Consider the following 25584-nt stretch of genomic DNA (forward strand, 5'->3'; position numbering starts at 1 on the left):
ACGATGAAAACCATCCTGGTCGCCAACCCCAAGGGCGGCAGCGGCAAATCGACGCTGGCCACCCAACTGGCTGCCCACTATGCGTGGGAAGGCGAAGGGGTGATGCTGGGCGACCTGGATCGGCAGCATACGGCGCGGCGCTGGCTGGATCTGCGGCCCGAGCACTACCCGGCCATTGCCGGCTGGGACCTTGCACCGGGCGAGCCGGCCCGGCCACCGAAGGGCACGACGGTAGCGATCCTCGACAGCCCCGCCGGCTTGCACGGCAAGAAGCTGGATGCGGCACTGGCCGTGGTCAGCCACGTGGTGGTGCCGGCGCAGCCCGCGAGCTTCGATGCCTGGGCGTTGACCGATTTCTTTGTGGCGCTGCGCGAGACGCGGGCACTGCGCAAGGACAAGGTCAGGGTTGCCGTGGTCGGTATGCGCTACAACCCGCGCACGCAGGCAGCGCGGCGCTTCGCCGAGTTCGTCGCCGAGCAGTCGTTGCCGCTCGTCACCTGTATCCGCGACACCCAACTCTATGTGCAGCTGCAGCCACGCGGGCTGACGCTGTTCGACCTGCCGCACCTGCGCTACGCCCGCGATCTGGCGCAATGGCAACCGCTGCTCAACTGGCTCAAGTGATCATGACCCTACCACCCCGCATCCCCGTCAATCTTGTCACCGGTTTTCTCGGCGTCGGCAAGACCACCGCGCTGACGCGGCTGCTGGCGGACAAACCGGCCGATGAATACTGGGCTGTGGTGGTCAACGAATTTGGCGAGGTCGGCATCGATGGCGCGACACTGTCTGCGGCCGGCGCCAACCTCGATGTCGCCGAAGTGCCCGGCGGCTGCATCTGCTGCACCACCAGCCCGATGTTGCGCACTGCGCTGGGCCGCATCGTCAAGGCACGGCGCCCCGATCGCATCCTGATCGAGCCGTCCGGCCTGGGCCACCCTGCAGGCATCGTCGATTTGCTGCGCGAGCCGATGCAGGCCAAGGCCTTTGAGTTGCGCGCCGTCGTCACGCTGCTCGACCCGCGGCACCTCGACGATGCGCGCTACACCGGGCACGAAACCTGGCGTGCCCAACTGGAATTGGCCGATGTGCTGGTGCTGAACAAGATCGATCTGGCGAATCACGTCGAGCTGGAGCGTGCCCGCGCGCTGGCGATGGCGTTGTATCCGGCCAAGTTGGCGGTGGTCGAGGCGACGCAGGGCGCGTTCGACCCCGCCTTGCTCGATCTGGAGCTCGACGCTGCGCGCTGGGGTGAGGTGGCGCCGCACAGCGGTGCGCACGGCCTGGCCCCGACTCGCCGCAAGCCAGCCACGTCGGCAGCGGAAGCGGCGCCGTCCTACCCACTGAGAAAAACGCAGTCCAGCCTGGGCTCGCACAGCTGCGGCTGGGTGTTCGCGCCGGAGACGGTGTTCGTGTCCTATCTGGTGGCTGACCTGTTCGAAGCGTTTGGCGAACCGGACAAGCTGGGTTTGGTTGGGCTGTCTCGCGCCAAGGGTGTGTTCCATACCGAGCGCGACTGGTATCGCTTCGACTGGGTCGACGGCGTGCCGGGCGCGGCGATCTCGGCCTATCGTCGTGACAACCGCTTCGAGGTGATCGTAGACAGCGAAACGCCGCCCGATTGGGCGGCGCTGGAAGCGGCCTTGCAGGCGGCGGTGATGCCTGCCACCTCGCAGGGGGCGGGCTAGCCCTTGAGCACTGCGCGGATCTGCGCGAGATAGGTCTGCGCCGTGGCCTCGTGGCCGCGCTCGCGCATCAACGTCAGCCAGCGCGTGATGCCGGCTTCAAGCACGGATTTGTCGACGGCGCCATCGAGCTGGCGCAGCAGATCGTCGAGCGCGCCGGACAGCTGGTTCTGGTTGCTCATGTGGAGAATGTTGCGGATGCGGGCCACCTGGCCGGCGCTGATGGTGCCGGCGGCGATCGTGATGGGAGCCGCCGGCGCAGGTGCGGCTACTGGTGCGGGTGCCGGCTTGGGCGAGGAGATCGCACCACCGGCAGCAACGCCGCCGACACGCTCGATGAAGCCATCCCATTCCAGCTCCATCAGCCGATGCACCATTTCCTTTTCCGGCAGTTGCAGCGCGAGCTGCCCGGCAGGGGTCTTGCCATCGATCATGATCAGCAGCTGGCGCAGCTTGGGCGAGAGCGCGTGACCGCGCGAGCGCACTTCTTCGGAGCCCAGATCCGTCTTGCGGAATACCACGTCCAGCATGCCCCACCCCCAGTGTCATACGAGCGCCATTTTTTACCGCAAAGGCTGGCTTCACGAAAGCGCAAAACCCCTTATCGACACCGGCGGTCGCCTGGATTCGACCATTCCGGCAGTTGTTGCGCCCATGTCGCAATCGACATATCCAGTTGAAAACAAGGCGCTAGCGTCTTTTCTACAAAAGCCGAGCACGGGAAAGGCGACCCGTCCGTCAATGATGAGCGGTCGGACTGTGTAAGCGATGTTTTCGCAACACTTGCACGTATTGATCAATAAAAGCGGCGCAGATCCATGCCACGGTACAGGCCGGCCACTTGTTCACCATAGCCGTTGAACAGCACCGTCTTGCGCCGCAGCAGCTCGCCGATGCGTCGCTCGCTGCCCTGGCTCCAGCGCGGATGGTCGACTTCCGGGTTCACGTTCGAGTAGAAGCCGTATTCCTGCGGGGCGGCCTTGTTCCAGGCCGTGGCCGGCTGTTGTTCGGTCAGCCGGATGCGCACGATCGATTTCGCACTCTTGAAGCCGTATTTCCACGGTACGACCAGCCGGATTGGTGCGCCATTTTGATTGGGCAGTGCCTTGCCGTAGAGGCCGACGGCCAGCAGCGTCAATGGATGCATCGCCTCGTCGATACGCAGCCCCTCGGTGTATGGCCAGTCGAGCACGCCGCTGGCGAGGCCGGGCATCTGCTTGGGATCGGCCAGCGTGGTGAAGGCCACGTATTTGGCGCGAGAGGTCGGCTTTACCTGCCGCAGCAGTGTACCGAGTTCGAAGCCAACCCAAGGGATGACCATGGACCAGCCCTCGACGCAGCGCAGCCGGTACACTCGCTCCTCGAGTGGCGCGAGCTTGAGCAGCGTATCGATATCGTAAGTACGCGGCGCCTCGCACTCGCCTTCCACGATGACGGCCCACGGGCGAGGCCGTAGCGTGTGGGCATTGCGCGCGGGTTCGTCCTTGTCGGTGCCGAACTCGTAGTAATTGTTGTAGCCGGTGATCTGTTCCAGGCTGTTGCGCGTCTCGCTGGTGCTGAAACGTCCCGGCCGCGCCGCCAGTGCCGATGGGTTTGTCGCGCCGGTTGCCTCGGGCAGCAGTGGCGCCAGTGCAAGACCGGCCAGGCCCTGCATCCAGCGGCGGCGTTCCAGGTAGACGGTTTCCGGCGTGATCTCGGAAGCGGTGGGCAGATCGTAGCGCAGCGCCATGGTGCGTTCCTCACAGGCAATGGGCATCAGTCGGCGCAAGCGCCTTCCGATGACATCGGACCGGATTCAGCGCGACAAGTGCCAGCCGAGCGCACCAATGGCGGTGAGCAGCAACACCGTTGCGGCGATGCGCATCGCGCGGTCGAGCTCACGCCGCCACTGCGGCTTGAACCAACTCATCACCAGCACCAGTACGGCCCAGGTCGCGAGGAGGTAGAGCGCCAGACGCAACAGTTTGGGCAACATGGGCGGGCTGAATGTCCTTACTTAAAGTAGCACTTTAAGAATGTGAGCTTGAGGCTTCATTTTATTTTGTTTTGTATATCAGTGATTTGTCATGCAATCGCCGACGTAAGTGATTGTATCAAAACGGAATTTCCGAATCCGCCCCTTGTGAGGGCGTTTTTTTTCCTCTATAGTGGGGCGCAGTGGGAAAAAGTGGGTGAAAGTGTAGAAAACAACCCAACCCAGGAAGACGGAGAACATGTTCAGCGGTGTGGCGTCTCTCAACCTCGACAGCAAGGGGCGTTTGGCTATTCCGGCCAAGCATCGCGAACTGCTGTCCGCCCGCTGCGCTGGCCGCCTCGTCATTACCGTCGAGCCCTCCGGCTGCCTGCTGATCTATCCCGAACCCGACTGGTTGCCGGTGCGTGACCAGCTCAACCAGCTCACCGGTGCCCAGATGCCGATCCGCCGCTTCATCGTCGGCCATGCCGAGGATGTCGAGCTCGATTCGGCCGGCCGTGTGCTGATCTCGCCGCGGCTGAGGCAGATCGCCGGACTCGACAAGGAGATTGCCCTCGTCGGCATGGGCAACAAGTTCGAGCTGTGGGATGAGGCGAAGTGGGCGGCACAGAACGCCTCCGTCATGGCGATCGATCCAGCGGAGCTTGCCGCGCAGATGCAGGGCATCTCGCTGTGAACTTCGTGCACAAGACCGTGCTGCTCCACGAAGCGGTCGACGCCCTGGCAATCCAACCCGAAGGCACCTACGTCGACGGCACCTTTGGTCGCGGCGGCCACTCGCGGCTGATCCTCTCGCAGCTGGGCGAGCAGGGGCGTCTGATCGCCTTCGACAAGGACCCGGCCGCCATCGCCGAGGCCGCCGGCATCGCCGACCCGCGCTTCTCCATTGTCCACGCCGGATTTGCCGACCTGGCCGATGCGCTGGCGGCGCGTGGCGTGACCACCATCGACGGCCTGCTGCTCGATCTGGGCGTGAGTTCACCCCAGCTCGACGACGGCAGCCGTGGCTTCAGTTTCCGATTCGATGCGCCGCTCGACATGCGCATGGACACCACCCGCGGCATGACGGTTGCGGAGTGGCTCAACACTGCCGATCAACAAGATATTGCCGAGGTGATACGTGACTATGGCGAAGAGCGGTTTGCTAAACAGGTTGCAGCAGCGATTGTTGCGCGTCGGGGCGAGCAGCCCATCGCAACGACGCGGGAACTTGCCACACTCGTGGCAGGCGCCGTCCGCACCCGCGAGCCGGGTCAGGACCCGGCGACGCGTACCTTCCAAGCTCTACGGATTTTCATCAATCGCGAGCTTGAGGAGTTGTCGCTGATCCTGCCGCAGGCATTGCGGCTGCTGCGCCCCGGCGGGCGTTACTCGATCATTGCCTTCCACTCGCTGGAAGACCGCATCGTCAAGCGCTTCATGCAGGACGCAAGCAAGTCGGACCTGCCTGACCGGCTGCCGGTTCGGGCGGCCGAAGTGCCGCCACCGCCGCTGCGGTTGATCGGCAAGCCGATCAGGGCGACGGCGGCAGAAGTGGACGACAACCCGCGCGCGCGCAGCGCGATCCTGCGGGTAGCGGAAAAAACGGAGGCGGCGCGATGATCCGCCTCAATCTCTTTTTGTTGGTCCTGCTGCTGCTGTGCGCGATGTCGGTCGTCACCAGCCAGCACAAGTCGCGCAAGCTCTACGCCGAATTGCAGAACGAGGCGGCGCACACGCGCAAGCTCGACGTCGAATGGGGCCAGCTGCAGCTGGAGCAGAGCACCTGGGCGATGCATTCGCGCATCGAGCAGGAAGCGACGCAGAAACTCGCCATGCAGCTGCCGGGCAGCAATCGCACGCAGGTGATCCTGCCGCGCGGCCAGGTCGTGGCCAAGCCCAAGTTGTCCGAAGACACGTCGGCGGATCACTGATGAACGCGCCGCCCAACAACCGCACCCGCCAGCGCTATGCCCAGCAACTGAAGCTGGAGCGCTGGCGTGTCTGGTTCATCGTCGGCGGTCTGATGTCGCTGTTCGGCGTGCTGATTGCGCGCGGCTTCTATCTGCAGGTGCTCAACGAGGGTTTCCTGCAGCAGCAGGGCGAAGCGCGCTACGCCCGCACGCTGAAGCTCGAGGCCAACCGTGGCATGATCACCGACCGCAACGGCGATCCACTGGCGATCTCCACCCCGGTACAGTCGATCTGGGGTAGCCCGCGCTCGATCAAGCTGCTGCCCGCAGGCGAGCAACGCCCGGCAGGCTGGGAGCCGAAGGACGAGAAGGACCCGGTGCCGATGTCGGCCGACGAAGTCGCCAAGCTCGCCAAGGCGCTGGATCTGCCGGCCAAGACCGTCGCTGCACGCCTCGGCACCAGCCGCAAGGGCGCCAGCGGCCAGACCAGCCAGCCGGATTTCATCTGGCTGCGCCGGCACATGGCACCGCAGGACGCGAAGAAGGTGCTGGATCTCAACCTGCCTGGCATCTATGCGCAGACCGAGTTCCGCCGCTTCTACCCGGCCGGCGACGTCACCGCGCACATCATCGGCTTCACCAACATCGATGGTCGCGGCCAGGAAGGCTTCGAGCTCACCCGGCAGGAGCAGCTCGCTGGCAAGCCGGGTAGCCGCACGGTGATCCGCGACCGCCGCGGTTTCATCGTCGAGGACATCTCGACGGTGATCCCGCCCAAGGATGGCGACACGCTGTCGCTGTCGATCGACCGTCGCATCCAGTACCTCGCCTACCGCGAACTGAAGAACACCGTCGAGGCCAACAAGGCGCTCGGTGGCGGCGTGGTGGTGCTCGATGCCCGCACCGGCGAGGTGCTGGCGCTGGCCAACGTGCCCTCGTACAACCCCAACAGCCGCGCCCGCATCGATCCGGCGCGCCGTCGCAATCGCGTGGTCACCGATCTCTATGAGCCGGGTTCGACCATGAAGCCGATCACCATCGCTGCGGCGCTGGAATCGGGCAAGTTCACGCCGTCGACCGTGATTGACACCGGTGGTGGCGCGATGGGCATGGCCGGCTTCGTGATCAAGGACACCCATGCCTACGGTCCGCTGTCAGTCGAGCGCGTGCTGGTGAAGTCGTCCAACATCGGTACCGCGCGGATCGCGCTGCAGCTCGATCGCGAATACCTGTGGACCTACTACAACGCCATCGGCTTCGGTCAGCCGCCGCGCACCGGTTTCCCCGGCGAGGCCTCCGGCAAGCTGCGGGCGTGGAAGACCTGGCGCCCGGTCGAGCAGGCGACGATGGCCTACGGCTATGGCCTGTCGGTGAGCCTGATGCAGATGGCGCGTGCCTACCAGGTGTTCGCCACCGACGGCGAGATCCGGCCGGTGACCTTCACCAAGCTGGTGGCGCCGCCGCCCGGCAAGCGCGTGTTCGATCCGGCCATCGCTCGCGAAGTGCGCTTCATGATGGAAAAGGTCACCCAGCCCGGCGGCACCGGCACGCGCGCGCAGGTGGTCGGCTACCGGGTGGCCGGCAAGACCGGCACGGCGAAGAAGGTAGGCATCGGCGGCTACGGCGAGAAACGCTACGTCGCTTCCTTTGTCGGCTTTGCACCGGTATCCGATCCACGCCTGATCGTGGCGGTGATGATCGACGAGCCGCAGGGCGACTCCTATTACGGCGGCACCGTCGCCGCTCCCCCGTTCGCGTCCATCGTGGCCGGCAGCCTGCGCATGCTCGGCGTGCCGCCCGATGCGCCGACCGACAACATCCTGCTGCCCGGCCCGGATGAGCCGGAAGTGAAGGAAGAGACATGAAGCCGCGTTCCTGGTCGTTGCCCGCCCTCGATTTCGCAGCCATCGACGCGCTCGCCGCCGGTCGCCACCTTGCGGTGGACAGCCGCCGCGTGAAGCCGGGCGACCTGTTCCTCGCTTTCCCCGGCGAATACGCCGACGGCCGCGCCTATATCGAGGCGGCGATTGCCAATGGCGCTGGCGCGGTGCTGTGGGAGGCGGAAGGCTTTGCCTGGGATCCGGCCTGGGCCGTGCCCAATCTGGCGATTTCGCAGCTGCGCGCGCAGGCCGGCATCGTGGCTGCGCACCTGCTGGGCTATCCGGCGCGGGCGATGACGGTATTCGGCGTGACCGGCACCAACGGCAAGACCTCGATCGCCAACTGGCTGGCGCAGTGCTACGCGGCACTGCACCGCAAGGTGGGCGTGCTCGGCACGCTGGGCAACGGCGTCTACCCGTCGCTGATCCCGTCCAGCCATACCACGCTCGATCCAGTGGCGTTGCAGGGCTGGCTGGCCGGCTTCGTCGACATCGATGTACAGGTGGTGGCGATGGAGGTGAGCTCGCACGGCCTCGCCCAGGCGCGGGCGCACGGCGTGGCGTTCGACGTCGCCATCTTCACCAATCTGACGCGCGATCACCTCGACTACCACGGCACGATGGAAGCCTACGGGGCCGAGAAGGCCAAGCTGTTCGAGTGGGAAGGGCTGAAGGCCGCGGTGATCAATGCCGACGACCCGTTTGGCGCAGCGCTGCTGGGCCGGGTGCAACTGCCGAGGGTGCTCGGCTACGGCATCAAGCGCGGCGACGTGCGTGCCACCCGTATCGAGGCCACGCTGGCCGGGCTCACGCTGAACGTGACCACGCCGTATGGCGACGCCACGCTGGTGTCGTCGCTGGTCGGCCGCTTCAACGCCTACAACCTGCTGGCCTGCCTCGCCGCGCTGCTGGCGGCCGATGTGCCGCTCGATGCCGCGGTGCGCGTGCTCGGCAGCGTGGAATCGGCTCCCGGCCGGATGCAGCGGTTGGGCGGGGAAGAGGTGCCGCTGGTGGTGGTCGACTATGCCCACACGCCCGACGCACTGGAAAAGGCGCTGACCACCCTGCGCGAGGCCATGGGCAGCCGCGGGCGGCTCTATTGCGTGTTCGGCTGCGGCGGTGATCGCGATCGCGGCAAGCGCCCGCTGATGGGACGCGTTGCCTGCGAGCTGGCCAATACCGTGGTCATCACCAGCGATAACCCGCGCACCGAAACGCCGCAGCAGATCATCGAAGACATCGTTGCCGGCGTCGAAGGTGCCACCGGCAGCGGGCATGCCGATTACTCGGTCGAATCGGACCGCCGCGAGGCGATCGCCCACACCGTGGCGCTGGCACAGCTTGGCGACGTGGTGCTGATCGCCGGCAAGGGTCACGAGCACTATCAGGAAATCGCCGGCGTACGCCATCACTTCGACGACGTCGAAGAGGCGCGTGCCGCGCTGGAAAGGAAGAAACCATGATGTTGACGCTACGCGAAACCGCGCTGGCGCTGGAAGCAAACCTGGTCGGCAATGCCGATCTGGTGTTCGACCGGGTCACCACCGACAGCCGCGACGTGCGGCCAGGGGATCTGTTCGTCGCCCTCAAGGGCGACCGTTTCGATGGCCACGACTATGTGGCAGGCGCGTTGGTGGCCGGCGCCGTCGCTGCGCTGGTCGATCACGCCACTGGCGCTGCCAATGAACTGGTCGTGGCCGACACGCTGGCTGCGCTGGGCCGGCTTGGCGCCTACTGGCGCCACAAGCTCGATCCCACGGTGATTGCCATCACCGGCAGCAACGGCAAGACCACGGTGAAGGAAATGACCGCCACCGTGCTGCGCGAACTGGCCGGCAGTGACGCCGTGCTGGCCACGCAGGGCAACCTGAACAACCACATCGGCGTGCCGCTGACGCTGCTGTCGCTGCGTGCCGAGCACCGCTATGCCGTGGTCGAGATGGGCATGAACCATTTCGGCGAGATCGACTACCTGACACACCTGGCCGCGCCGGATGTCGCCCTTGTCAACAACGCTGCCAGTGCCCACCTGGAGGCGCTGGGCTCGGTGGAGGGTGTGGCGCAGGCCAAGGGCGAGCTCTTCGGCGGCCTCTCCGACGGCGGCATCGCCATCATCAATGCCGATGACGAATACGCCGCGCTGTGGAGCCAGCTCGCGGCGGGCAGGAAGCAGATCACCTTCGGCGTGAACGCCGCAGAGGTCGGTGCGCGCGAGATCGAGCTCGGGGTGGAAGCGAGCCGCTTCATCCTCGACCTGCCGCTCGACGATGCGCCGGCCAATCTGCCGGTGCCGGGTCTGCACAACGTGCGCAATGCGCTGGCCGCCGCCGCCGTCGCCTATGCGCTCGGCTTCGCGGTCAGTGACATCGCCCATGCACTCGGCCAGTACCGCGGTGTCAAGGGCCGGCTGCAGATGAAGCGTGCCACCAATGGTGCGCGCGTGATCGACGACAGCTACAACGCCAATCCCGATTCGATGAAGGCGGCGATCGACGTGCTGGTCGCCAGCGGCGGCGACACCGTGCTGGTGCTGGGTGACATCGGCGAGGTCGGCGCCAACGCCGCCGCGCTGCATGCCGAGGTCGGCGCCTACGCCCGCGCGCGCGGCGTCGGCAAGCTCTTCACGCTGGGCGAGCAGATGTGCCATGCCGCTGAGGCGTTCGGCGAGGGCGCTGAACATCACGCCGACAACCTGACCTCGTTGCTGACCGTGCTGCAAAACGCCGCCACGCCGCAGAGCACCGTGCTGGTGAAAGGGTCGCGCTTCATGAAGATGGAACGCGTGGTCGACGCACTGGTGGAGGGAAACTGAGATGCTGCTTTGGCTATTCGATTGGCTGGGCGAATCGGTCCGCGCCTTCAATGTCTTCAACTACCTGACGCTGCGCGCCGTGCTGTCGGTGATGACCGCGCTCGGCATCTCCTGGCTGCTCGGCCCCTGGGTGATCCAGAAGCTGACCGAGCTCAAGGTAGGCCAGGCCGTACGCAATGACGGCCCGCAGACCCACCTCGTCAAGGCCGGCACGCCGACCATGGGCGGCACGCTGATCCTCTTGGCCATTGGCCTGACCACGCTGCTGTGGGGCGACCTTTCCAACAAGTACGTGTGGCTCACGCTGGTCGTCACGCTGGCGACCGGCGTGATCGGCTTCGTCGACGACTACAAGAAGGTGGCGCTGAAGAACCCCAAGGGATTGTCGGCCAAAGCCAAGATGTTCTGGCAATCGGTCATCGCCATTGGCGCCGGACTGTTCCTCACCTGGTTCGCCAAGGATCCGACCCAGACCGGCTTCGTGGTGCCGTTCTTCAAGGAAATCCTCTACCCGTTCGGCGCCATCGGCTTCTGTGTGTTGACCTATTTCGTCATCGTCGGCACCAGCAACGCGGTGAACCTCACCGATGGGCTCGATGGCCTCGCCATCATGCCAACGGTGCTGGTGTCGGGCGCGTTCTGCATCTTCGCCTATGTCGCCGGCAACGCAGTGTTCTCCAAGTACCTGGGCGTGCCGCACGTGCCAGGTGCTGGCGAGCTGGTGATCTTCTGCGCCGCCATGGCCGGCGCCGGCCTTGGCTTTCTCTGGTTCAACGCCTACCCGGCCGAAGTGTTCATGGGCGACGTCGGCGCGCTGGCGCTGGGCGCGGGCCTCGGCACCGTGGCGGTGATCGTGCGCCAGGAAATCGTGCTGCTGATCATGGGCGGCGTGTTCGTGGTCGAAGCGCTCTCCGTGATGATCCAGGTCGCCAGCTTCAAGATGACCGGCAAGCGGGTGTTCCGCATGGCGCCGCTGCATCACCACTACGAACTCAAGGGCTGGAAGGAGACGCAGGTGGTCGTGCGTTTCTGGATCATAACGATGCTGCTGGTGATGGCCGGCCTCGCCACGCTGAAGCTGCGCTAGGCGGATGGACAAATGAACTACGCAGGCAAACACACCATCGTCGTCGGGCTCGGGGATACCGGCCTGTCGGCTGCCCGCTGGCTGGCGGCGCGTAATGCGCGCGTCACCGTGGCGGACAGTCGCACCGCGCCGCCCAACGTCGATGCGTTGAAGGCCGCCGTGCCACAGGCCGAGCTGCGGCTGGGCGCATTCTCGGCGCACACCTTCATCGATGCCGACCTGCTGGTGGTCAGCCCCGGCGTCGCGCTCGCCACACCGGCCGTTGCCGCCACCGTGCAGCGCGGCGTGCCGGCCGTGGGCGACGTCGAGCTGTTCGCGCGCGAGATCGCCGCACGGCGCGCGGCCGGCAGGGCGGTGAAGGTGATCGCCATCACCGGTTCCAACGGCAAGTCCACCGTCACCACCATGGTCGGCAAGATGTGCGAGGCGGCCGGCCTCAAGACTGTGGTCGCCGGCAACATCGGCCTGCCGGTGCTCGATGCGCTGGGCGACCCCAAGACGAAGACCGCTGACGTCTACGTGCTCGAACTCTCCAGCTTCCAGCTGGAAACCACCGGTTCGCTGGCGGCCGATGCCGCCACCGTGCTCAACGTCAGCGAGGATCACCTCGACCGCTACGACGGCATGAAGGGCTATGCCGCCGCCAAGGCACGCATCTTCAGCGGCAGCGGCGCCCAGGTGCTGAACCGCGAGGACGACTACAGCCGCGACATGGGTCTGCCGGGCCGACACGTGATCCGCTTCGGCCAGGATGCGCCGCGCCGCGCCGATGAATACGGCCTTGTCGCTGCCGGCAAGGATATCGAGCTGCGCCTGGGTGAAACCGTGCTGATGCGGGCGGACGACCTGCCCATCGCCGGCCTGCACAACGCGGTGAACGCGCTGTCCGCGATCGCACTGTGCCGCGCCATCGGCTTGCCGTTGCCGCCGCTGGTGGCTGCGCTCAAGGCGTTCAAGGGCTTGCCGCACCGCGTCGAGTTTGTCGCCAGTCGCCATGGCGTGGATTACTACGACGATTCCAAGGGCACCAACGTCGGCGCGACCGAGGCGGCGCTCAAGGGCATGACCCGGCCGGTGGTGCTGATCGCCGGTGGCGACGGCAAGGGCCAGGATTTCACGCCGTTGCTGCCGGCGTGCGAGCGCATCTGCCGTGCGGTGCTGCTGATCGGCCGCGATGGCCCGCAGATCGCCGAGGTGCTGGCCGAGGCCCATTCCACCTACATCGCGGATGACGGCGACGGCGAGAACTTCCTGCCGGTGCTGGAGCTGCCGACGCTGGACATGGCGGTGCAGATGGCGGCCAACCTCGCCGAGTCGGGCGATGTGGTGCTGCTGTCGCCGGCCTGCGCCAGCCTCGACATGTTCCGCAACTACCATCACCGCGCCGAGGTATTCATCGACGCGGTCAAGGCGCTGCCCGCATGAAGCAGCTCTTCTACCAGGCCCTGAGCCGCGTCCGCCCCAGCATGAGCGCCTACGATGTCGCGCTCACCTGGGGGGTATTGCTGCTGATCTGCTTCGGCCTGGTGATGGTCTATTCGGCCTCGATCGCCATGGCCGAGGTCGATAAGGACACCGGTTTCCGCTCCACCTACTTCCTGATCCGCCACGGCATCTTCCTCACCGTGGGGCTGACTGCGGGTTTCATCGCCTTCAATATCCCGACCAAGACCTGGCAGCAGTACGCGCCGTTGCTGTTCATCATCGGCGTGATCCTGCTGGCGCTGGTGCTGGTGCCCGGCATCGGCCGCGAGGTGAACGGCAGCCGCCGCTGGCTGTCGCTGTTCGTGATCAACCTGCAGCCGTCCGAGCTGATGAAGTTCATCGTGGTGCTGTACGCCGCCGACTACACGGTGCGCAAGGCAGCCTTCATGGGTGGTGATTTCGTTGCCAGCATCACCAAGGGCCTGCTGCCCATGCTGGTGGTGATGCTGGTGGTCGGTGGCCTGCTGCTGCTGGAGCCCGATTTCGGTGCCTTCGCCGTGATCACCGCCATCGCCGTGGGCCTGCTGTTCCTCGGCGGCTTCGACTGGCGGCTGTTCGCTGGCCTGATCGCGCTGCTGGCGATCGGCTTCGTCGGCCTCGTGGTCAGCTCGCCGTACCGGATGCAGCGGGTGTTGGGCTTCCTCGATCCGTGGCAGGACCCGTACGGCAAGGGCTACCAGCTCAGTCACTCGCTGATCGCCTTCGGCCGCGGCGAATGGACCGGGGTGGGGCTGGGCGCCAGCGTCGAGAAGCTGTCCTACCTGCCCGAGGCGCATACCGACTTCCTGATGGCCATCATCGCCGAGGAGCTGGGCTTCGTCGGCGTGGCCTTGGTGGTGTGCCTGTTTGCCTTCATCGTGTTCCGCGCCTTCATGATCGGCGTGCAGGCCGCCAAGCTCGACCGCACATACCAGGCACTGGTGGCACAAGGTATCGGCATCTGGTTCGGCGTGCAGTCGGTGATCAACATCGGCGTGAACATGGGCCTGTTACCAACCAAGGGGCTGACACTGCCGCTGCTGTCGTTCGGTGGCTCGGGCATCCTCGCCAACCTGGTCACGCTGGGTGTGCTGCTACGCGTCGACTACGAGAACCGCCAGGCGCTGCGAGGGTTCAAGACATGAGCCGCCGCACCCTGCTCGTGATGGCCGGCGGTACCGGCGGCCACATCTTCCCCGCACTGGCCGTGGCCCAGGCCGTGCGCGAGCACGGCTGGGATGTGGTGTGGCTGGGCGCCAAGGGCGCGATGGAAACACGCATCGTGCCACAGCACGACATCCCGCTCGAGACGCTCGCCATCGGCGGCGTACGCGGCAAGGGCATGTTCACCAAGCTGATCCAGCCGTGGGTGCAGCTGAAGGCGCTCTTTGGCGCCCTGAACGCGATCTTCCGCCACCGGCCGGACGTGGCCATCGGGTTTGGCGGTTTCACCGGCTTTCCGGGCGGGCTCGCGATGCGGCTCATGTGGCTGCCGCTGGTGATCCACGAACAGAACTCGGTCGCAGGCCTGACCAACAAGACGCTGGCACGCATCGCCAACCGTGTGCTCTACGCCTTCCCCGGCGCCTTCCCCCGGCGTGACGACGGTTACGTCGGCAACCCGGTGCGCAGCGAGATCACCGGCGTGGCGCCGCCCGCCGAGCGCTACGGCCCGCGTTCTGGCCCGCTGAAGCTGCTGGTCGTCGGCGGTAGCCTCGGTGCACAGGTGTTCAACGAGCAGGTGCCGCAGGCGCTGGCGCTGCTGGCGCCGGAGCGCCGGCCGCAGGTGATCCACCAGGCTGGTGAAAAGCATATCGACGCGCTCAAGGTCCACTACGCGGCGGCCGGTGTCGACGCTGAGTGCGTCGCCTTCATCGCCGACATGGCGGCGGCGTATGCCGAGGCGGACCTGGTGCTGTGCCGTGCCGGCGCGCTCACGGTCTCGGAGCTTGCCTGCGTTGGCGTTGCCAGCGTGCTGGTGCCGTTTCCGCACGCGGTGGACGACCACCAGACCGGCAACGCGCGGTTCCTCGCCGAGGCCGGCGCAGGCACGCTGTTGCCACAAACCGAATTGACGGCAGCACGCCTTGCCGCGCTGCTGGAACAGACCAACCGCACCGATTGCCTGGTGATGGCGGAGAAGGCGCGCGCGCTTGCCAAGCCGGACGCCACCGCCAGCGTCGTCGCGGTCATTGAAGCATTGGCAGGTTAGGAACATGAAACACAAGGTCAAACGCATCCACTTCGTCGGCATCGGTGGCGTCGGCATGAGCGGCATCGCCGAGGTGCTGCTCAACCTCGGCTTCGAGGTCTCCGGCACCGATCTGGGCAGCAATGCCACCACGCAACGGCTGGCCACCGCCGGTGCCAGCGTGCACCAGGGCCACGCGGCCGAATTTGTCGCCAATGCCGACGTGGTGGTGATCTCCAGCGCGGTGAAGGACGACAACCCGGAAGTGGTCGCGGCGCGTGCGCGCAAGATCCCGGTGGTGCCGCGTGCGATGATGCTGGCCGAGCTGATGCGGCTCAAACAAGGCATTGCCATTGCCGGCACCCACGGCAAGACGACCACCACCAGCCTGACCGCATCCATCCTCGAAGCGGCCGGGCTCGATCCCACCTTCGTCATCGGCGGCAAGCTGCACGCGGCTGGTTCCAACGCGCGGCTCGGCTCAGGCGATTTCCTGGTCGCCGAGGCGGACGAGAGCGATGCGTCCTTCCTGTTGCTGAGTCCGGTGATCTCGGTCGTCACCAATATCGACGCCGATCACATGGATACCTACGGCCATGACTTCGAGAAACTGAAGCAGGCCTTCGTCGATTTCCTCTACCACCTGCCGTTCTACGGCCGCGCGGTGCTGTGCGTCGACGACCCGGTGGTGCGCGAGATCCTGCCGCGCGTGACCAGCCCGGTCACCACCTATGGCGTGAGCGCGGACGCCATGCTGCGCGCCGAGAACGTGGTCGCCGCCGCTGGCCAGATGCGGTTCGACGCGGTGTGGGAGAACGGCGAGACGCGCCGCATTCCGGTCACGCTCAACCTGCCGGGCATGCACAACGTGCTGAATGCGCTCGCTGCCATCGGCATCGCGCTGGAAGTCGGTGCCTCCGAAGCGGCCATCCAGAAGGCGCTGGCCGAATTCCAGGGCGTGGGCCGGCGCTTCCAGCGCTACGGCGAAGTGGCGCTGCAGGCCGGAGGCAGCTTCACCGTGGTCGACGATTACGGGCACCACCCGGTCGAGATGGCCGCGACGCTGGCCGCCGCGCGCGGTGCCTTTCCGGGGCGCCGGTTGCTGCTGGCGTTCCAGCCGCACCGCTATACCCGCACCCGCGATTGCTTCGAGGATTTCGTCAAGGTGCTGAACACCGTCGATGGCCTGCTGCTGGCCGAGGTCTACGCCGCTGGCGAAGCACCCATCGTCGCGGCCGACGGCCGGGCGCTGGCGCGCGCGGTGCGCGTGGCCGGCAAGGTCGAGCCGGTGTTCGTGGAGCAGATTGCAGACATGCCAGCCGCGATTTTTGCGGCGGTACAGGATGGCGATGTGGTGATCACCATGGGTGCCGGTTCGATCGGCGGCATTCCCGCGAAACTGGTGGCGGGGGCGTGAGATGAGCATGAAGCAGCAATACGGCAAGGTCGCGGTGGTGATGGGCGGTGATTCCACCGAGCGCGAAGTCTCGTTGATGAGTGGCAAGGGCGTGCTCGATGCACTGCGCAGCCAGGGCGTCGATGCTCAGGCCTTCGATCCGGCCGAGCGGCCGCTGACCGATCTCGTCGAGGACGGCTTCGATCGTGCCTTCCTGATCCTGCATGGCGGCGAGGGTGAGGATGGCACTATCCAGGGTGCGCTCGAATACCTCGGCGTGCCGTACACCGGCTGTGGCGTGATGGCGAGCGCCATCGGCATGGACAAGTGGCGCACCAAGCTGATGTGGCAGGCGGTGGGCCTGCCGGTGCCGGCCTACCTGCTGCTCGACGCACAGAGCGATTTCGACTCGGTGCTTGCCAAGCTCGGTTCGCCGGTATTCGTGAAGCCGTCCAATGGCGGCTCCAGTGTGGGCGTCACCAAGTGCCGCACTGCTGACGAGATCCGTGCCGCCTATGAGGTCGCAGCGCGGTACGACCCGCTGGTGATGGTCGAGCAGGCCGTGACCGGTGGCGAATACAGCTGCGCGGTGCTGGACGGCAAGGCGCTGGCCACGGTGAAGATCGAGCCCGCCACCGAGTTCTACGACTACGAAGCCAAGTACTTCCGTGACGACACCGTCTACACCTGTCCCGGCCTTACCGGTGACGCAGAAACCCAGGCGCGCCAGCTCGCCGAAGTGGCGTACCGCGTGCTGGGCGCCACCGGCTGGGCACGCATCGATTTCCTGACCGACCCGCAGGGCAAGGCCTACCTCCTGGAGCCGAACACCGCGCCCGGCATGACCAGCCACAGCCTGTTCCCGGTCTGTGCCCGCGAAGCGGGCATCAGCTACGAGCAACTGGTGCTGAAGATTCTGGATACGACGTTGGAGCAGGAATAAGGCCATGCCTGCTTCCCATGTTTGCCGTTTGAGAACCGAGAGAGAGGACACGTGATTTCGGCACCAAGAGAACCTCGTCAGGGCGTCGCGAGCGACTGCCAGGCAAGGAGTCAGCAGCGCAGTCACCGCAACGTACATGCGTACGTGAGGATGACGAGCAGCGCACGACGCCGCATGGCGGTCGCGCAGCAGCCATGCCGAGGTTCGAATGTGGGATAAGCCGCAACTCTTGATGTGGTTCGCCAATCTGCTCACCGGCCTTGCTGCCTTGCTGCTGTTCTATTCGCTGGTGTTCCTGGCGGTGAACTCGCCGCTGTTCCCGGTCAAGCGCATCAAGGTGGATGGCGAGCTCGCGCATGTGACCAAGGAGCAGTTGCAGTACGTGATCAAGAACGAGCTCAAGGGCACCTTCTTCACGCTGAACCTCGACAAGACGCGGCAGGCGTTCGAGAAGCTGCCGTGGGTACGCGAAGTCAGCGTGCGCCGGCGCTGGCCGGATCGGCTGGAAGTGCAGATCGAGGAGCACCAGGCCATTGCCCGCTGGGGCGGGGTGGCGCTGCTCAATACGCATGGCGAGCGTTTCGACGCTGCATCGAACGACCCGTTGCCGGTGCTGGAAGGCCCACCGGGCACCGAGAAGCAGATGGTCGACGGCTATCGCGAGTTCGCCGAAGTCCTGGCACCGATCAGCAAGCAGCCGGAGCACATCTGGCTGTCGGCACGGCGCGCCTGGCGGGTCGAACTCAACGACGGCACCACCATCGAGGTGGGGCGCGATGAGGCATTGGACCGGGTGAAGCGCTTCGTCGTCGCCTACCCCAATTCGCTGGCACTGATTGCGCAGAAGCAGCCGTTCCAGTACGTGGATTTGCGTTACCCCAACGGCTTTGCCGTCAGGCTGCCGGGCTACACCCCGGCCGAGCCGCCCAAGCCGGGTGCGAAGCCCGCCAAACCGGCGGCGCCGAAGCCCGCAGTACCTAGCGCGGCGGCAAGACCGGCATGAACAAGACAAACGCGGCCCTGCGGGGCCGGATGAACCAACAGCAGGGAAGAGGTCGTCAGTGACTAGAGACAGCAAGAATCTCATCGTCGGGCTCGATATCGGCACCTCCAAGGTGGTGGCCGTCGTGGCCGAGATCCAGGACGACGGCAAGCTCAACGTGGTCGGGCTCGGCTCGGCCGTCAGCCGGGGCCTGAAGCGCGGCGTGGTGGTCGACATCGAGAAGACGGTCGGCGCCATCCAGAGCGCACTCGGCGAGGCCGAGCTGATGGCCGACTGCAAGATCCGCGAAGTGTTCACCGGCATCGCCGGTAGCCATATCAAGGGCCTGAACTCGCACGGCATGGTGGCGATCAAGGACAAGGAAGTCACCCAGGCCGACATGACCCGGGTGATCGAGACCGCCAGCGCGGTGAACATCCCTACCGATCACCAGGTGCTGCACATCCTGGCGCAGGAATACGTGATCGACGGCCAGGAGGATGTGAAGGAGCCGCTCGGCATGTCCGGTGTGCGGCTGGAAGTGCGCGTGCATATCGTCTCCGGCGCAGTCTCGGCGGTGCAGAACATCACCAAGTGCGTGCGCCGCTGCGGGCTGGAGATCGCCGAGGTGATCCTGCAGCCGCTGGCCTCGGCCTACGCGGTGCTGACTGAGGACGAGAAGGACCTCGGCGTGTGCCTGGTCGATATCGGCGGCGGCACCACCGACCTTGCCGTGTTCATCGATGGCGCCATCCGCCATACCGCGGTGATCCCCATCGCTGGCGACCAGATCACCAACGACATCGCTATGGCACTACGCACACCCACGGGCGAAGCCGAGTCGATCAAGCTGCAGCACGGCGTGGCGCTGCGCCACATGACCGATCCGCAGACCATGATCGAGGTGCCGGGCGTGGGCGAGCGGGGTTCGCGCCAGATGAGCCGCCACACCCTGGCCGAAGTGATCGAGCCGCGCGTCGAGGAGCTCTACGGCCTAGTGCAGGCCGAGTTGCGCCGTGCCGGCTTCGAGGATCGCCTCTCCTCCGGCATCGTCATCACCGGTGGCGCGGCGCTGATGCCGGGCATGGTCGAGCTCGGCGAGGAAATCTTCCATATGCCGGTTCGCCTTGGCACGCCCAAGTACGTGGGCGGCCTTGCCGAGGTCGTCAAGAATTCGCGTTATTCGACGGCGGTCGGCCTGTTGCTGATCGCCAAGGAGCAGTACCTGAAGAATCCCGCCGGACGGATGAAGGACGGGTCGTTCGGCGATTTGCTGGGGCGCATGAAATCGTGGTTTCAGAACAATTTCTAAGTTGTTTTTAAGTTTCGGGTCAGTTAGGTAAAATCGGGTCTAGAGGAGAAACACCATGGCACTCACTATCGAAGTCCAAGAGGTCGCGCACCTCGTCAACATCAAGGTGATCGGCGTCGGCGGCGCCGGTTGCAACGCGATCAACAACATGATCGACCACAGCATGCAAGGGGTGGAGTTCATCTCCGCCAATACCGACGCGCAGGTACTCAAACTGTCGCGCGCCGAGAACGTGGTGCAGCTCGGTGCCGAGCTCACCCGTGGCTTTGGTGCCGGCTGCAACCCGGACATCGGTCGCCAGGCCGCAGAGGAAGATCGCGAGCGCATCGCCGATCTGATCGAGGGCGCCGACCTGCTGTTCGTCACTGCTGGCATGGGTGGTGGCACCGGTACCGGCGCTGCGCCGGTGATTGCGCAGGTGGCCCGCGAGAAGGGCATCCTCACCGTAGGCGTTGTCACCAAGCCGGGCCTCGACGAAGGTGCGCGCCAGAAGGTGGCGCAGGCTGGTATCGACGAGCTGGCCCGCTATGTTGATTCGCTGATCGTGGTCTCGAACGAGAAGCTGGAAGAAGTGCTGGGCGAGGACGTGACCATCGACGAGGCCTTCCGCGCCGCTGATGACATCCTGCGCAACGCCGTCGGCTCCATCGTCGAGATCATCCACTACCCCGGCCTCATCAACGTCGACTTCGCCGATGTGAAGACGGTGATGCGCGAAATGGGCATGGCGATGATGGGCTCGGCCCACGCGTCGGGTGCCGAGCGTGCCGTGACCGCGACCGAGGAAGCCATCCGCTGCCCGCTGCTCGACAACATTAGCTTCAAGGGCGCGCGCGGTGTGCTGGTCAACTTCTCGGCCAGCCGTGCCACGCTGAAGAAGAGCGAAATCCGCCAGGCGCTGGAAATCATCAACCAGCACGTGGCCGACGATGCACAGGTCAAGCACGGCGTGGTGTACGACGAGAGCCTGGGCGACGAGCTGCGCATCACGCTGATCGCAACGGGCCTGGGCGCCAAGGAAAACGCCAAGCCGTCGCTGTCGGTGATCCAGAGCGAAAGCCGCAAGACCGGGACCGACAACTTCAATGCGGAAGACTACGATACCCCGGCCATCTGGCGCTCGCGCCGTGGCGGTGGCGCTCCGGCGGAGCAGAGCGGCGCGGCACGGCCGGCGTTGAACAACATCGATATGGATATACCCGCCTTCCTGCGACGCCAAGCCGATTGATCGGTCTCGGCCTGCTGCGCCCGCGCATGGCTTTGTCGCGTGACAGACTCGGCATCCTTATGGACATCCAGTCCATTCCGGTGCCTCGTCCGCCCCGCTTCGCGCCCTGCACGCGCTCGCGACGGCCGTGCTCCGATCAATGGTTCGGTAAAGCAGTAGGACGGGAATAGGTTCAACCGATCGGGAACATTGCAACGATCAATCCAGCCCAAGACCCGGGGCTGCTAGAATTGTTGTCAGTTTCTGAGTGGGAAAAGTGTCCATGTTTCAACAACGTACCCTGAAATCCACGGTGCGTGCCGTCGGTGTCGGCCTGCATTCGGGTGACCGCGTCACCCTGACGCTCAAGCCCGCGCCCGTCGACCACGGCATCGTGTTTCGGCGCACCGATTTGCCCGGATCGGCACCGTTCAGGGTCGGCCCCGCCCTCGTCAACGACACGCGTCTTTCCTCTACGCTGGTCCAGGACGAGGTGCGGGTGGGCACCATCGAACACCTGATGTCCGCCTTCGCCGGCCTTGGCCTCGACAATGTCGAGGTCGAGGTCGACGCGCAGGAAATGCCCATCATGGATGGCTCGTCCGCGCCATTCATCTACCTGATCCAGTCCGCCGGCATCGTCGACCAATCTGCGCCCAAGCGTTTCGTGCGCGTGCTCAGGTCCGTCGAGGTGATCGAGGGGGACAAATGGGTGCGGCTCGATCCGCACGACGGTTACAAGGTCAGGCTGACCATTGATTTCCAGCACCCGGCATTCAAGAAATCGGCGCAGACCGTCGAGATCGATTTCGCCGACACCAACTACATCAGCGAGATCTCGCGCGCGCGCACCTTTGGCTTCATCCACGAGTTCGAATACATGCGGATGAATGGCCTGGCACGCGGCGGCAGCATGGACAACGCCATCGTCATCGACGAATACCGCGTGCTGAACGACGGTGGCCTGCGTTTCGAGGACGAGTTCGTGCGCCACAAAGTGCTCGACGCCATCGGCGATCTCTATATCCTCGGCCACCCGCTGATCGCGGCCTTTTCCGGCTACAAGAGCGGCCACGCGCTGAACAACAAGCTGCTGCGCACGCTGCTCGCCGACGAGGCCAATTACGAGTTCGTCACCTTTGGCGAACGTGCCACGGTGCCGAGCTCGTTCCACGAGCTGCCGCCGCTGGGCATCTGACGCTCCGCCGGTTGGCAGCGGCGCCCGCTTCGGCCATCATCGCGCCATGTTCGTGCTGCTCCGCGTCCTTTTCTTCATCCTCGTGCTGCTGGTGGGCTGGTTCGGCTTTCGCTACCTGCGCACTCGCGACCGCTACTGGCTGCAACTGATCCGCGGCACGCTGGGCGTGGCCCTCGCACTGGCGCTGGTGGGCGTGATCGGCTTGGTGATCCAGCGGCTGGCGGAATCCTGATGCCCCGTTTGTATATCGACCTGCCACTGGCGAGCGGCATTGCCGTCACCCTGCCGGACGAGGCGAGCCGCCACGCCCAGGTGCTGCGGCTGCAGCCGGGTGATGCGCTCATGCTGTTCGATGGCTGCGGCGGTGAATACGCGGCCACGGTCAGCAAGATGGGCAAGCGTAGCGTCGAGGTCACCGTCGGTGATCACGATCCGGTCGAGCGCGAATCGCCGCTGCAGCTGACGCTGATCCAGGCGGTGGCTGCAGCCGAGCGCATGGACTACGCGATCCAGAAAGCCACCGAGCTGGGCGTGGCCACCATCATGCCGGTCAACAGTGCCTACACGCAGGGCCGGATGAGTGGCGAGCGCGCCGAGAAGCGCTTGGCGCACTGGCGCGGCGTGGCGGTTGCGGCATGCGAGCAGAGCGGGCGTACCCGCGTGCCGCAGATCGCGCCGGTGGCCGATCTCGCCGACGTGCTGGCCGCGCCACCGGATGCCGAACTGAAACTGCTGCTGTCGCCACGCGGTGCCGTGCCGCTCGCTGGATTGCCGGTACAGGCGTCCAGCGTCGCCGTGCTGATCGGCCCCGAAGGGGGACTGTCGGCAGCGGAAGAGGAGGCTGCGCGGGCTGCCGGCTTCACCCCGCTGCTGCTCGGGCCGCGCGTACTGCGCACCGAGACGGCGGCCGCCACCGTCTGCGCGCTGCTGCAGGCGCGCTACGGCGACTATTGAATTCCCATTGCGACGTACCATGACCAATCGCCAGCTCTACTTCCGCATCCTCGGCCACATCAAGCCCTACAAGTGGGTGATCGTGGTCAACATGATCTGCCTCGCGCTCGCCGCCGCAGTCGACGCCGCGATGATCGGGTTGCTGCAGCCCATCGTCGACAAGAACCTCAATGCCGCCGGCAACATGGCCAATGCGGCCACCTGGGTGATTCCGGCGCAGATCGTCGGTCTCGCCGTGCTGCGCATGATTTCCAACTACGGCAACGAATACCTCGGCAACTGGGTGACGACCCGGGTGGTCGCCGACCTGCGCAGCAGGATGTTCGAGCGCATGATCCAGCTGCCGGTACGGGTGTTCGACCAGAATGCCGTCGGCGTGCTGTTGTCACGCGTCACCTATGACGTGAACCAGATCATGCTGGCCGGGATCCAGATCCTGACCACGCTGGTGCGTGATTCGATGATGGTGGTCTACCTGGTCGGTTTGATGCTGTGGCACGACTGGCGCCTGACATTGCTGTGCATCGTGCTGATTCCGGGTGTGGCCGTGTCGATCCGCGTGGTCGGCAAGCGCCAGCGCCGGCTGGCGCGCGAATCGCAGCAAAAGGTGGGGCAGATGACGCGCACGCTGGACGAGGCGTTCTCCGGCCAGCGCGTGGTGAAGATCTTCAACGGCCAGACCTACGAGCAGCAGCGCTTCGATCACATCAACAATCAGGTGCGTCTGGTCAACGTGAAGCAGACCGCCACCTCCAGCGCCAACTCCAGCCTGATCATGCTGCTGATCGGCATCACGCTCGCCATCATCATCTATTTCGCCAGCCTGCTGGTGCAGCACGGTGCGCTCACCGCCGGTGCCTTCGTCTCCTTCGTTGGCGCCATGCTGCTGGTGCAGCAGCCGGTGAAGAGCCTGACCAAGCTCAACGAGCAGTTCCACAAAGGGCTGGCCGCCGCCGAATCGGTGTTCGGCGTGCTGGACGAGGAGATCGAGCGCGATACCGGCACCAAGCCGCTTGCCCGCGCGCAGGGCGCGCTATCGTTGCAGCAGGTCGAGTTCCGCTACGAGCACGCCGAGAAGCTGGCGCTCAACGGCATCAGCGTCGAGGTGGCGCCGGGCGAGACCGTCGCCCTGGTCGGCAGCTCCGGCAGCGGCAAGACCACGCTGGCCAACCTGATCCCGCGCTTCTACGACCACACCGGTGGCCGGATCCTGCTCGATGGCGTGCCGCTGGCCGACTACCGACTGCGCGACCTGCGCGCACAGATCGCGCTGGTGAGCCAGGACGTGGTGCTGTTCGACGACACGGTCACCGCCAATATCGCCTATGGCGATCCGCGGCCCGACCCGGAGCGCCTGCGCGCCGCAGCACAGGCGGCGTTCGCGCTCGATTTCATCGAAGCGCTGCCCGATGGTTTTGCCACGCCGCTGGGCGAGAACGGTTCGCGGCTGTCCGGCGGCCAGCGCCAGCGCATCGCCATCGCCCGGGCGTTGTACAAGGATGCGCCCATCCTGATCCTCGACGAGGCGACCAGCGCGCTCGATACCGAGTCGGAGCGCCAGGTGCAGGCCGCGCTGGAGAACCTGATGCGCTCGCGTACCACGCTCGTGATCGCGCACCGGCTCTCGACCATCGAGAACGCCGACCGCATCCTGGTGTTGCGTGACGGCAAGGTGGCCGAGGAAGGGCGCCATGCCGAGCTGCTGGCGCGTAACGGGCTCTATGCCCAGATGCATGCCGCCCAGTTCAGTGAGGGCTAAGCCGCTGCGCTAGCGCTTGCCGTCGCGACGGTTCAGCAGCGCAAGCTTGAGGAAGCGGTAGTACACCGTTTCGGCGTTGAAGATCGCGACCTGCAGGCCGGCGGCGCCATCGAGGAAACCGCGCTTGAATACATAGGTGCGGATGAACGCCCACAGGCCACGACCCAGTGCCTTGGCCATGCTGGCGGTTTCGCCGCGTGCCGCGCGCTGCGCGGCCCCGGCGCTGGAATAGCTGTCGAGCTTGCGCAGCACGTCCTCGATGCGCTCGTACGAGTAGTGATGCAGCAGGCCATCGAGCCGGCCGGCGTTGCCGGCGTAGACCAGATGTTCATGCACCAGCTCGTCCGAGTAGCGGGCGGCGCCCTTGCGAAACAGCCGCGGGATCCAGTCGGGGAACCAGCCGGAGTGGCGCATCCACTGGCCGCAGAACGACGAAAGCCGGTTCAATTGCCAGACATCGTGGTGGCCGCTGGCGATGGCTTGACGGATCGAGGCGGCGAGCTCGGTCGTGACCACCTCATCGGCATCGATCACCAGCACCCAATCGCAGTCCACCAGATCGATGGCGCGGTTCTTCTGCAGGCCAAAGCCCGGCCAGTCGGCGGTTTCCTGGATGCGGGTGCCGTGGGCGCGGGCGATGTCCAGCGTGCTGTCGCTGCTGCCAGAATCGACGATCACCACTTCGTCGGCGAAGCTCAACGCGGCAAGGCACTGGGCGAGCCGGGCCTCGGCATTCTTGGTGATCAGGGCAACGCCCAAGGTAGGGTGAGGCATGGACGGGACGGGCGGCGAAAACGGCTATAATCGGCCATCTTGCCCGGCCGCGACAAGCCGCAGCCGGGGCTTC

25 protein-coding genes are annotated in these 25584 nt (G+C 65.6%); 21 read left to right on the plus strand and 4 right to left on the minus strand.

Annotated features, from left to right (window positions below; all coding sequences use genetic code 11):
* Positions 1-3 precede the first annotated feature (3 nt).
* Together FLM21_RS02050 and FLM21_RS02055 are read left to right on the plus strand one after the other, a co-directional pair.
* Positions 4-624, plus strand: coding sequence for a ParA family protein (locus FLM21_RS02050; RefSeq protein ID WP_148713969.1), 621 nt, complete (start codon positions 4-6; stop codon positions 622-624).
* A 2-nt stretch (positions 625-626) separates the two neighbouring features.
* Positions 627-1688 carry a CobW family GTP-binding protein gene (locus FLM21_RS02055; RefSeq protein ID WP_187360051.1) on the plus strand — a complete coding sequence of 354 codons (1062 nt, stop codon included), beginning with the start codon at positions 627-629 and terminating at the stop codon, positions 1686-1688.
* Here FLM21_RS02055 and FLM21_RS02060 read toward each other — a convergent pair.
* The 3 genes from FLM21_RS02060 to FLM21_RS02070 form a co-directional block, all read right to left on the minus strand.
* Positions 1685-2215 (minus strand): hypothetical protein, encoded by a 531-nt coding sequence (locus tag FLM21_RS02060; protein WP_148713971.1) that lies wholly within the window; start codon positions 2213-2215, stop codon positions 1685-1687. The two genes, FLM21_RS02055 and FLM21_RS02060, sit on opposite strands and share 4 nt — an antisense overlap.
* Before the next feature lie 266 nt (positions 2216-2481).
* Positions 2482-3441 (minus strand): protein-methionine-sulfoxide reductase catalytic subunit MsrP, encoded by a 960-nt coding sequence (gene msrP, locus FLM21_RS02065; RefSeq protein WP_246120805.1) that lies wholly within the window; start codon positions 3439-3441, stop codon positions 2482-2484.
* 39 nt (positions 3442-3480) lie between these two features.
* Positions 3481-3660, minus strand: coding sequence for a protein MIGRI (locus tag FLM21_RS02070; protein WP_148713972.1), 180 nt, complete (start codon positions 3658-3660; stop codon positions 3481-3483).
* A gap of 238 nt (positions 3661-3898) precedes the next feature.
* On the opposite strand from FLM21_RS02070, the gene mraZ reads away from it, so the two are divergent.
* From mraZ to msbA, 19 genes are all read left to right on the plus strand, one after another.
* Positions 3899-4336: a division/cell wall cluster transcriptional repressor MraZ gene (gene mraZ, locus FLM21_RS02075; protein WP_148713973.1), complete on the plus strand. Its 438-nt coding sequence runs from the start codon at positions 3899-3901 to the stop codon at positions 4334-4336.
* Positions 4333-5262 carry a 16S rRNA (cytosine(1402)-N(4))-methyltransferase RsmH gene (gene rsmH / locus FLM21_RS02080; RefSeq protein WP_148713974.1) on the plus strand — a complete coding sequence of 310 codons (930 nt, stop codon included), beginning with the start codon at positions 4333-4335 and terminating at the stop codon, positions 5260-5262. Before mraZ ends, rsmH begins: the two co-directional genes overlap by 4 nt.
* A complete protein-coding gene (gene ftsL, locus FLM21_RS02085) occupies positions 5259-5573 on the plus strand; it encodes a cell division protein FtsL (RefSeq protein ID WP_148713975.1) in 315 nt (104 codons plus the stop codon). Before rsmH ends, ftsL begins: the two co-directional genes overlap by 4 nt.
* The gene (locus FLM21_RS02090; RefSeq protein ID WP_148713976.1) at positions 5573-7417 is read left to right on the plus strand and encodes a peptidoglycan D,D-transpeptidase FtsI family protein; all 1845 of its coding nucleotides are present in this window, start codon (positions 5573-5575) and stop codon (positions 7415-7417) included. The genes ftsL and FLM21_RS02090 overlap by 1 nt, the downstream gene beginning before the upstream one ends.
* Positions 7414-8895 (plus strand): UDP-N-acetylmuramoyl-L-alanyl-D-glutamate--2,6-diaminopimelate ligase, encoded by a 1482-nt coding sequence (locus FLM21_RS02095; RefSeq protein ID WP_148713977.1) that lies wholly within the window; start codon positions 7414-7416, stop codon positions 8893-8895. The genes FLM21_RS02090 and FLM21_RS02095 overlap by 4 nt, the downstream gene beginning before the upstream one ends.
* Positions 8892-10244, plus strand: coding sequence for a UDP-N-acetylmuramoyl-tripeptide--D-alanyl-D-alanine ligase (locus tag FLM21_RS02100; protein WP_148713978.1), 1353 nt, complete (start codon positions 8892-8894; stop codon positions 10242-10244). Before FLM21_RS02095 ends, FLM21_RS02100 begins: the two co-directional genes overlap by 4 nt.
* Before the next feature lies 1 nt (position 10245).
* A complete protein-coding gene (gene mraY, locus FLM21_RS02105) occupies positions 10246-11331 on the plus strand; it encodes a phospho-N-acetylmuramoyl-pentapeptide-transferase (protein ID WP_148713979.1) in 1086 nt (361 codons plus the stop codon).
* Positions 11332-11343: 12 nt separating this feature from the next.
* Positions 11344-12756 (plus strand): UDP-N-acetylmuramoyl-L-alanine--D-glutamate ligase, encoded by a 1413-nt coding sequence (gene murD, locus FLM21_RS02110; protein WP_148713980.1) that lies wholly within the window; start codon positions 11344-11346, stop codon positions 12754-12756.
* A complete protein-coding gene (gene ftsW / locus FLM21_RS02115; RefSeq protein ID WP_148713981.1) occupies positions 12753-13940 on the plus strand; it encodes a putative lipid II flippase FtsW in 1188 nt (395 codons plus the stop codon). The genes murD and ftsW overlap by 4 nt, the downstream gene beginning before the upstream one ends.
* Positions 13937-15007 (plus strand): undecaprenyldiphospho-muramoylpentapeptide beta-N-acetylglucosaminyltransferase, encoded by a 1071-nt coding sequence (gene murG, locus FLM21_RS02120; RefSeq protein WP_148713982.1) that lies wholly within the window; start codon positions 13937-13939, stop codon positions 15005-15007. The genes ftsW and murG overlap by 4 nt, the downstream gene beginning before the upstream one ends.
* 4 nt (positions 15008-15011) lie before the next feature.
* Positions 15012-16403 carry a UDP-N-acetylmuramate--L-alanine ligase gene (murC, locus tag FLM21_RS02125; RefSeq protein WP_148713983.1) on the plus strand — a complete coding sequence of 464 codons (1392 nt, stop codon included), beginning with the start codon at positions 15012-15014 and terminating at the stop codon, positions 16401-16403.
* Between the two features lies 1 nt (position 16404).
* Positions 16405-17325, plus strand: a complete 921-nt coding sequence (locus FLM21_RS02130; RefSeq protein WP_148713984.1) for a D-alanine--D-alanine ligase — start codon at positions 16405-16407, stop codon at positions 17323-17325.
* 232 nt (positions 17326-17557) lie between these two features.
* Complete coding sequence (locus FLM21_RS02135; RefSeq protein ID WP_246120806.1) at positions 17558-18328, plus strand: cell division protein FtsQ/DivIB; 771 nt, start codon at positions 17558-17560, stop codon at positions 18326-18328.
* Between the two features lie 58 nt (positions 18329-18386).
* Positions 18387-19619 (plus strand): cell division protein FtsA, encoded by a 1233-nt coding sequence (gene ftsA / locus FLM21_RS02140; RefSeq protein WP_148713986.1) that lies wholly within the window; start codon positions 18387-18389, stop codon positions 19617-19619.
* Positions 19620-19674: 55 nt separating this feature from the next.
* Entirely contained in the window at positions 19675-20847 is a 1173-nt protein-coding gene (gene ftsZ, locus FLM21_RS02145; RefSeq protein ID WP_148713987.1) for a cell division protein FtsZ, read from the plus strand.
* 262 nt (positions 20848-21109) lie between these two features.
* The gene (lpxC, locus tag FLM21_RS02150) at positions 21110-22024 is read left to right on the plus strand and encodes a UDP-3-O-acyl-N-acetylglucosamine deacetylase (RefSeq protein WP_148713988.1); all 915 of its coding nucleotides are present in this window, start codon (positions 21110-21112) and stop codon (positions 22022-22024) included.
* Between the two features lie 46 nt (positions 22025-22070).
* Complete coding sequence (locus FLM21_RS02155; protein WP_148713989.1) at positions 22071-22256, plus strand: hypothetical protein; 186 nt, start codon at positions 22071-22073, stop codon at positions 22254-22256.
* The gene (locus FLM21_RS02160) at positions 22256-22978 is read left to right on the plus strand and encodes a 16S rRNA (uracil(1498)-N(3))-methyltransferase (RefSeq protein WP_148713990.1); all 723 of its coding nucleotides are present in this window, start codon (positions 22256-22258) and stop codon (positions 22976-22978) included. Before FLM21_RS02155 ends, FLM21_RS02160 begins: the two co-directional genes overlap by 1 nt.
* A gap of 19 nt (positions 22979-22997) precedes the next feature.
* Positions 22998-24737 carry a lipid A export permease/ATP-binding protein MsbA gene (gene msbA / locus FLM21_RS02165; protein WP_148713991.1) on the plus strand — a complete coding sequence of 580 codons (1740 nt, stop codon included), beginning with the start codon at positions 22998-23000 and terminating at the stop codon, positions 24735-24737.
* 9 nt (positions 24738-24746) lie between these two features.
* Here the strand turns inward: msbA and FLM21_RS02170 are convergent, their stop codons facing one another.
* On the minus strand, positions 24747-25511 hold the full coding sequence (locus tag FLM21_RS02170; protein WP_148713992.1) for a glycosyltransferase family 2 protein: 765 nt from the start codon (positions 25509-25511) through the stop codon (positions 24747-24749).
* Between the last annotated feature and the right edge of the window lie 73 nt (positions 25512-25584).

Source organism: Chitinolyticbacter meiyuanensis, from assembly GCF_008033135.1.
In the GTDB taxonomy this organism is placed as follows: Bacteria; Pseudomonadota; Gammaproteobacteria; order Burkholderiales; family Chitinibacteraceae; genus Chitinolyticbacter; species Chitinolyticbacter meiyuanensis.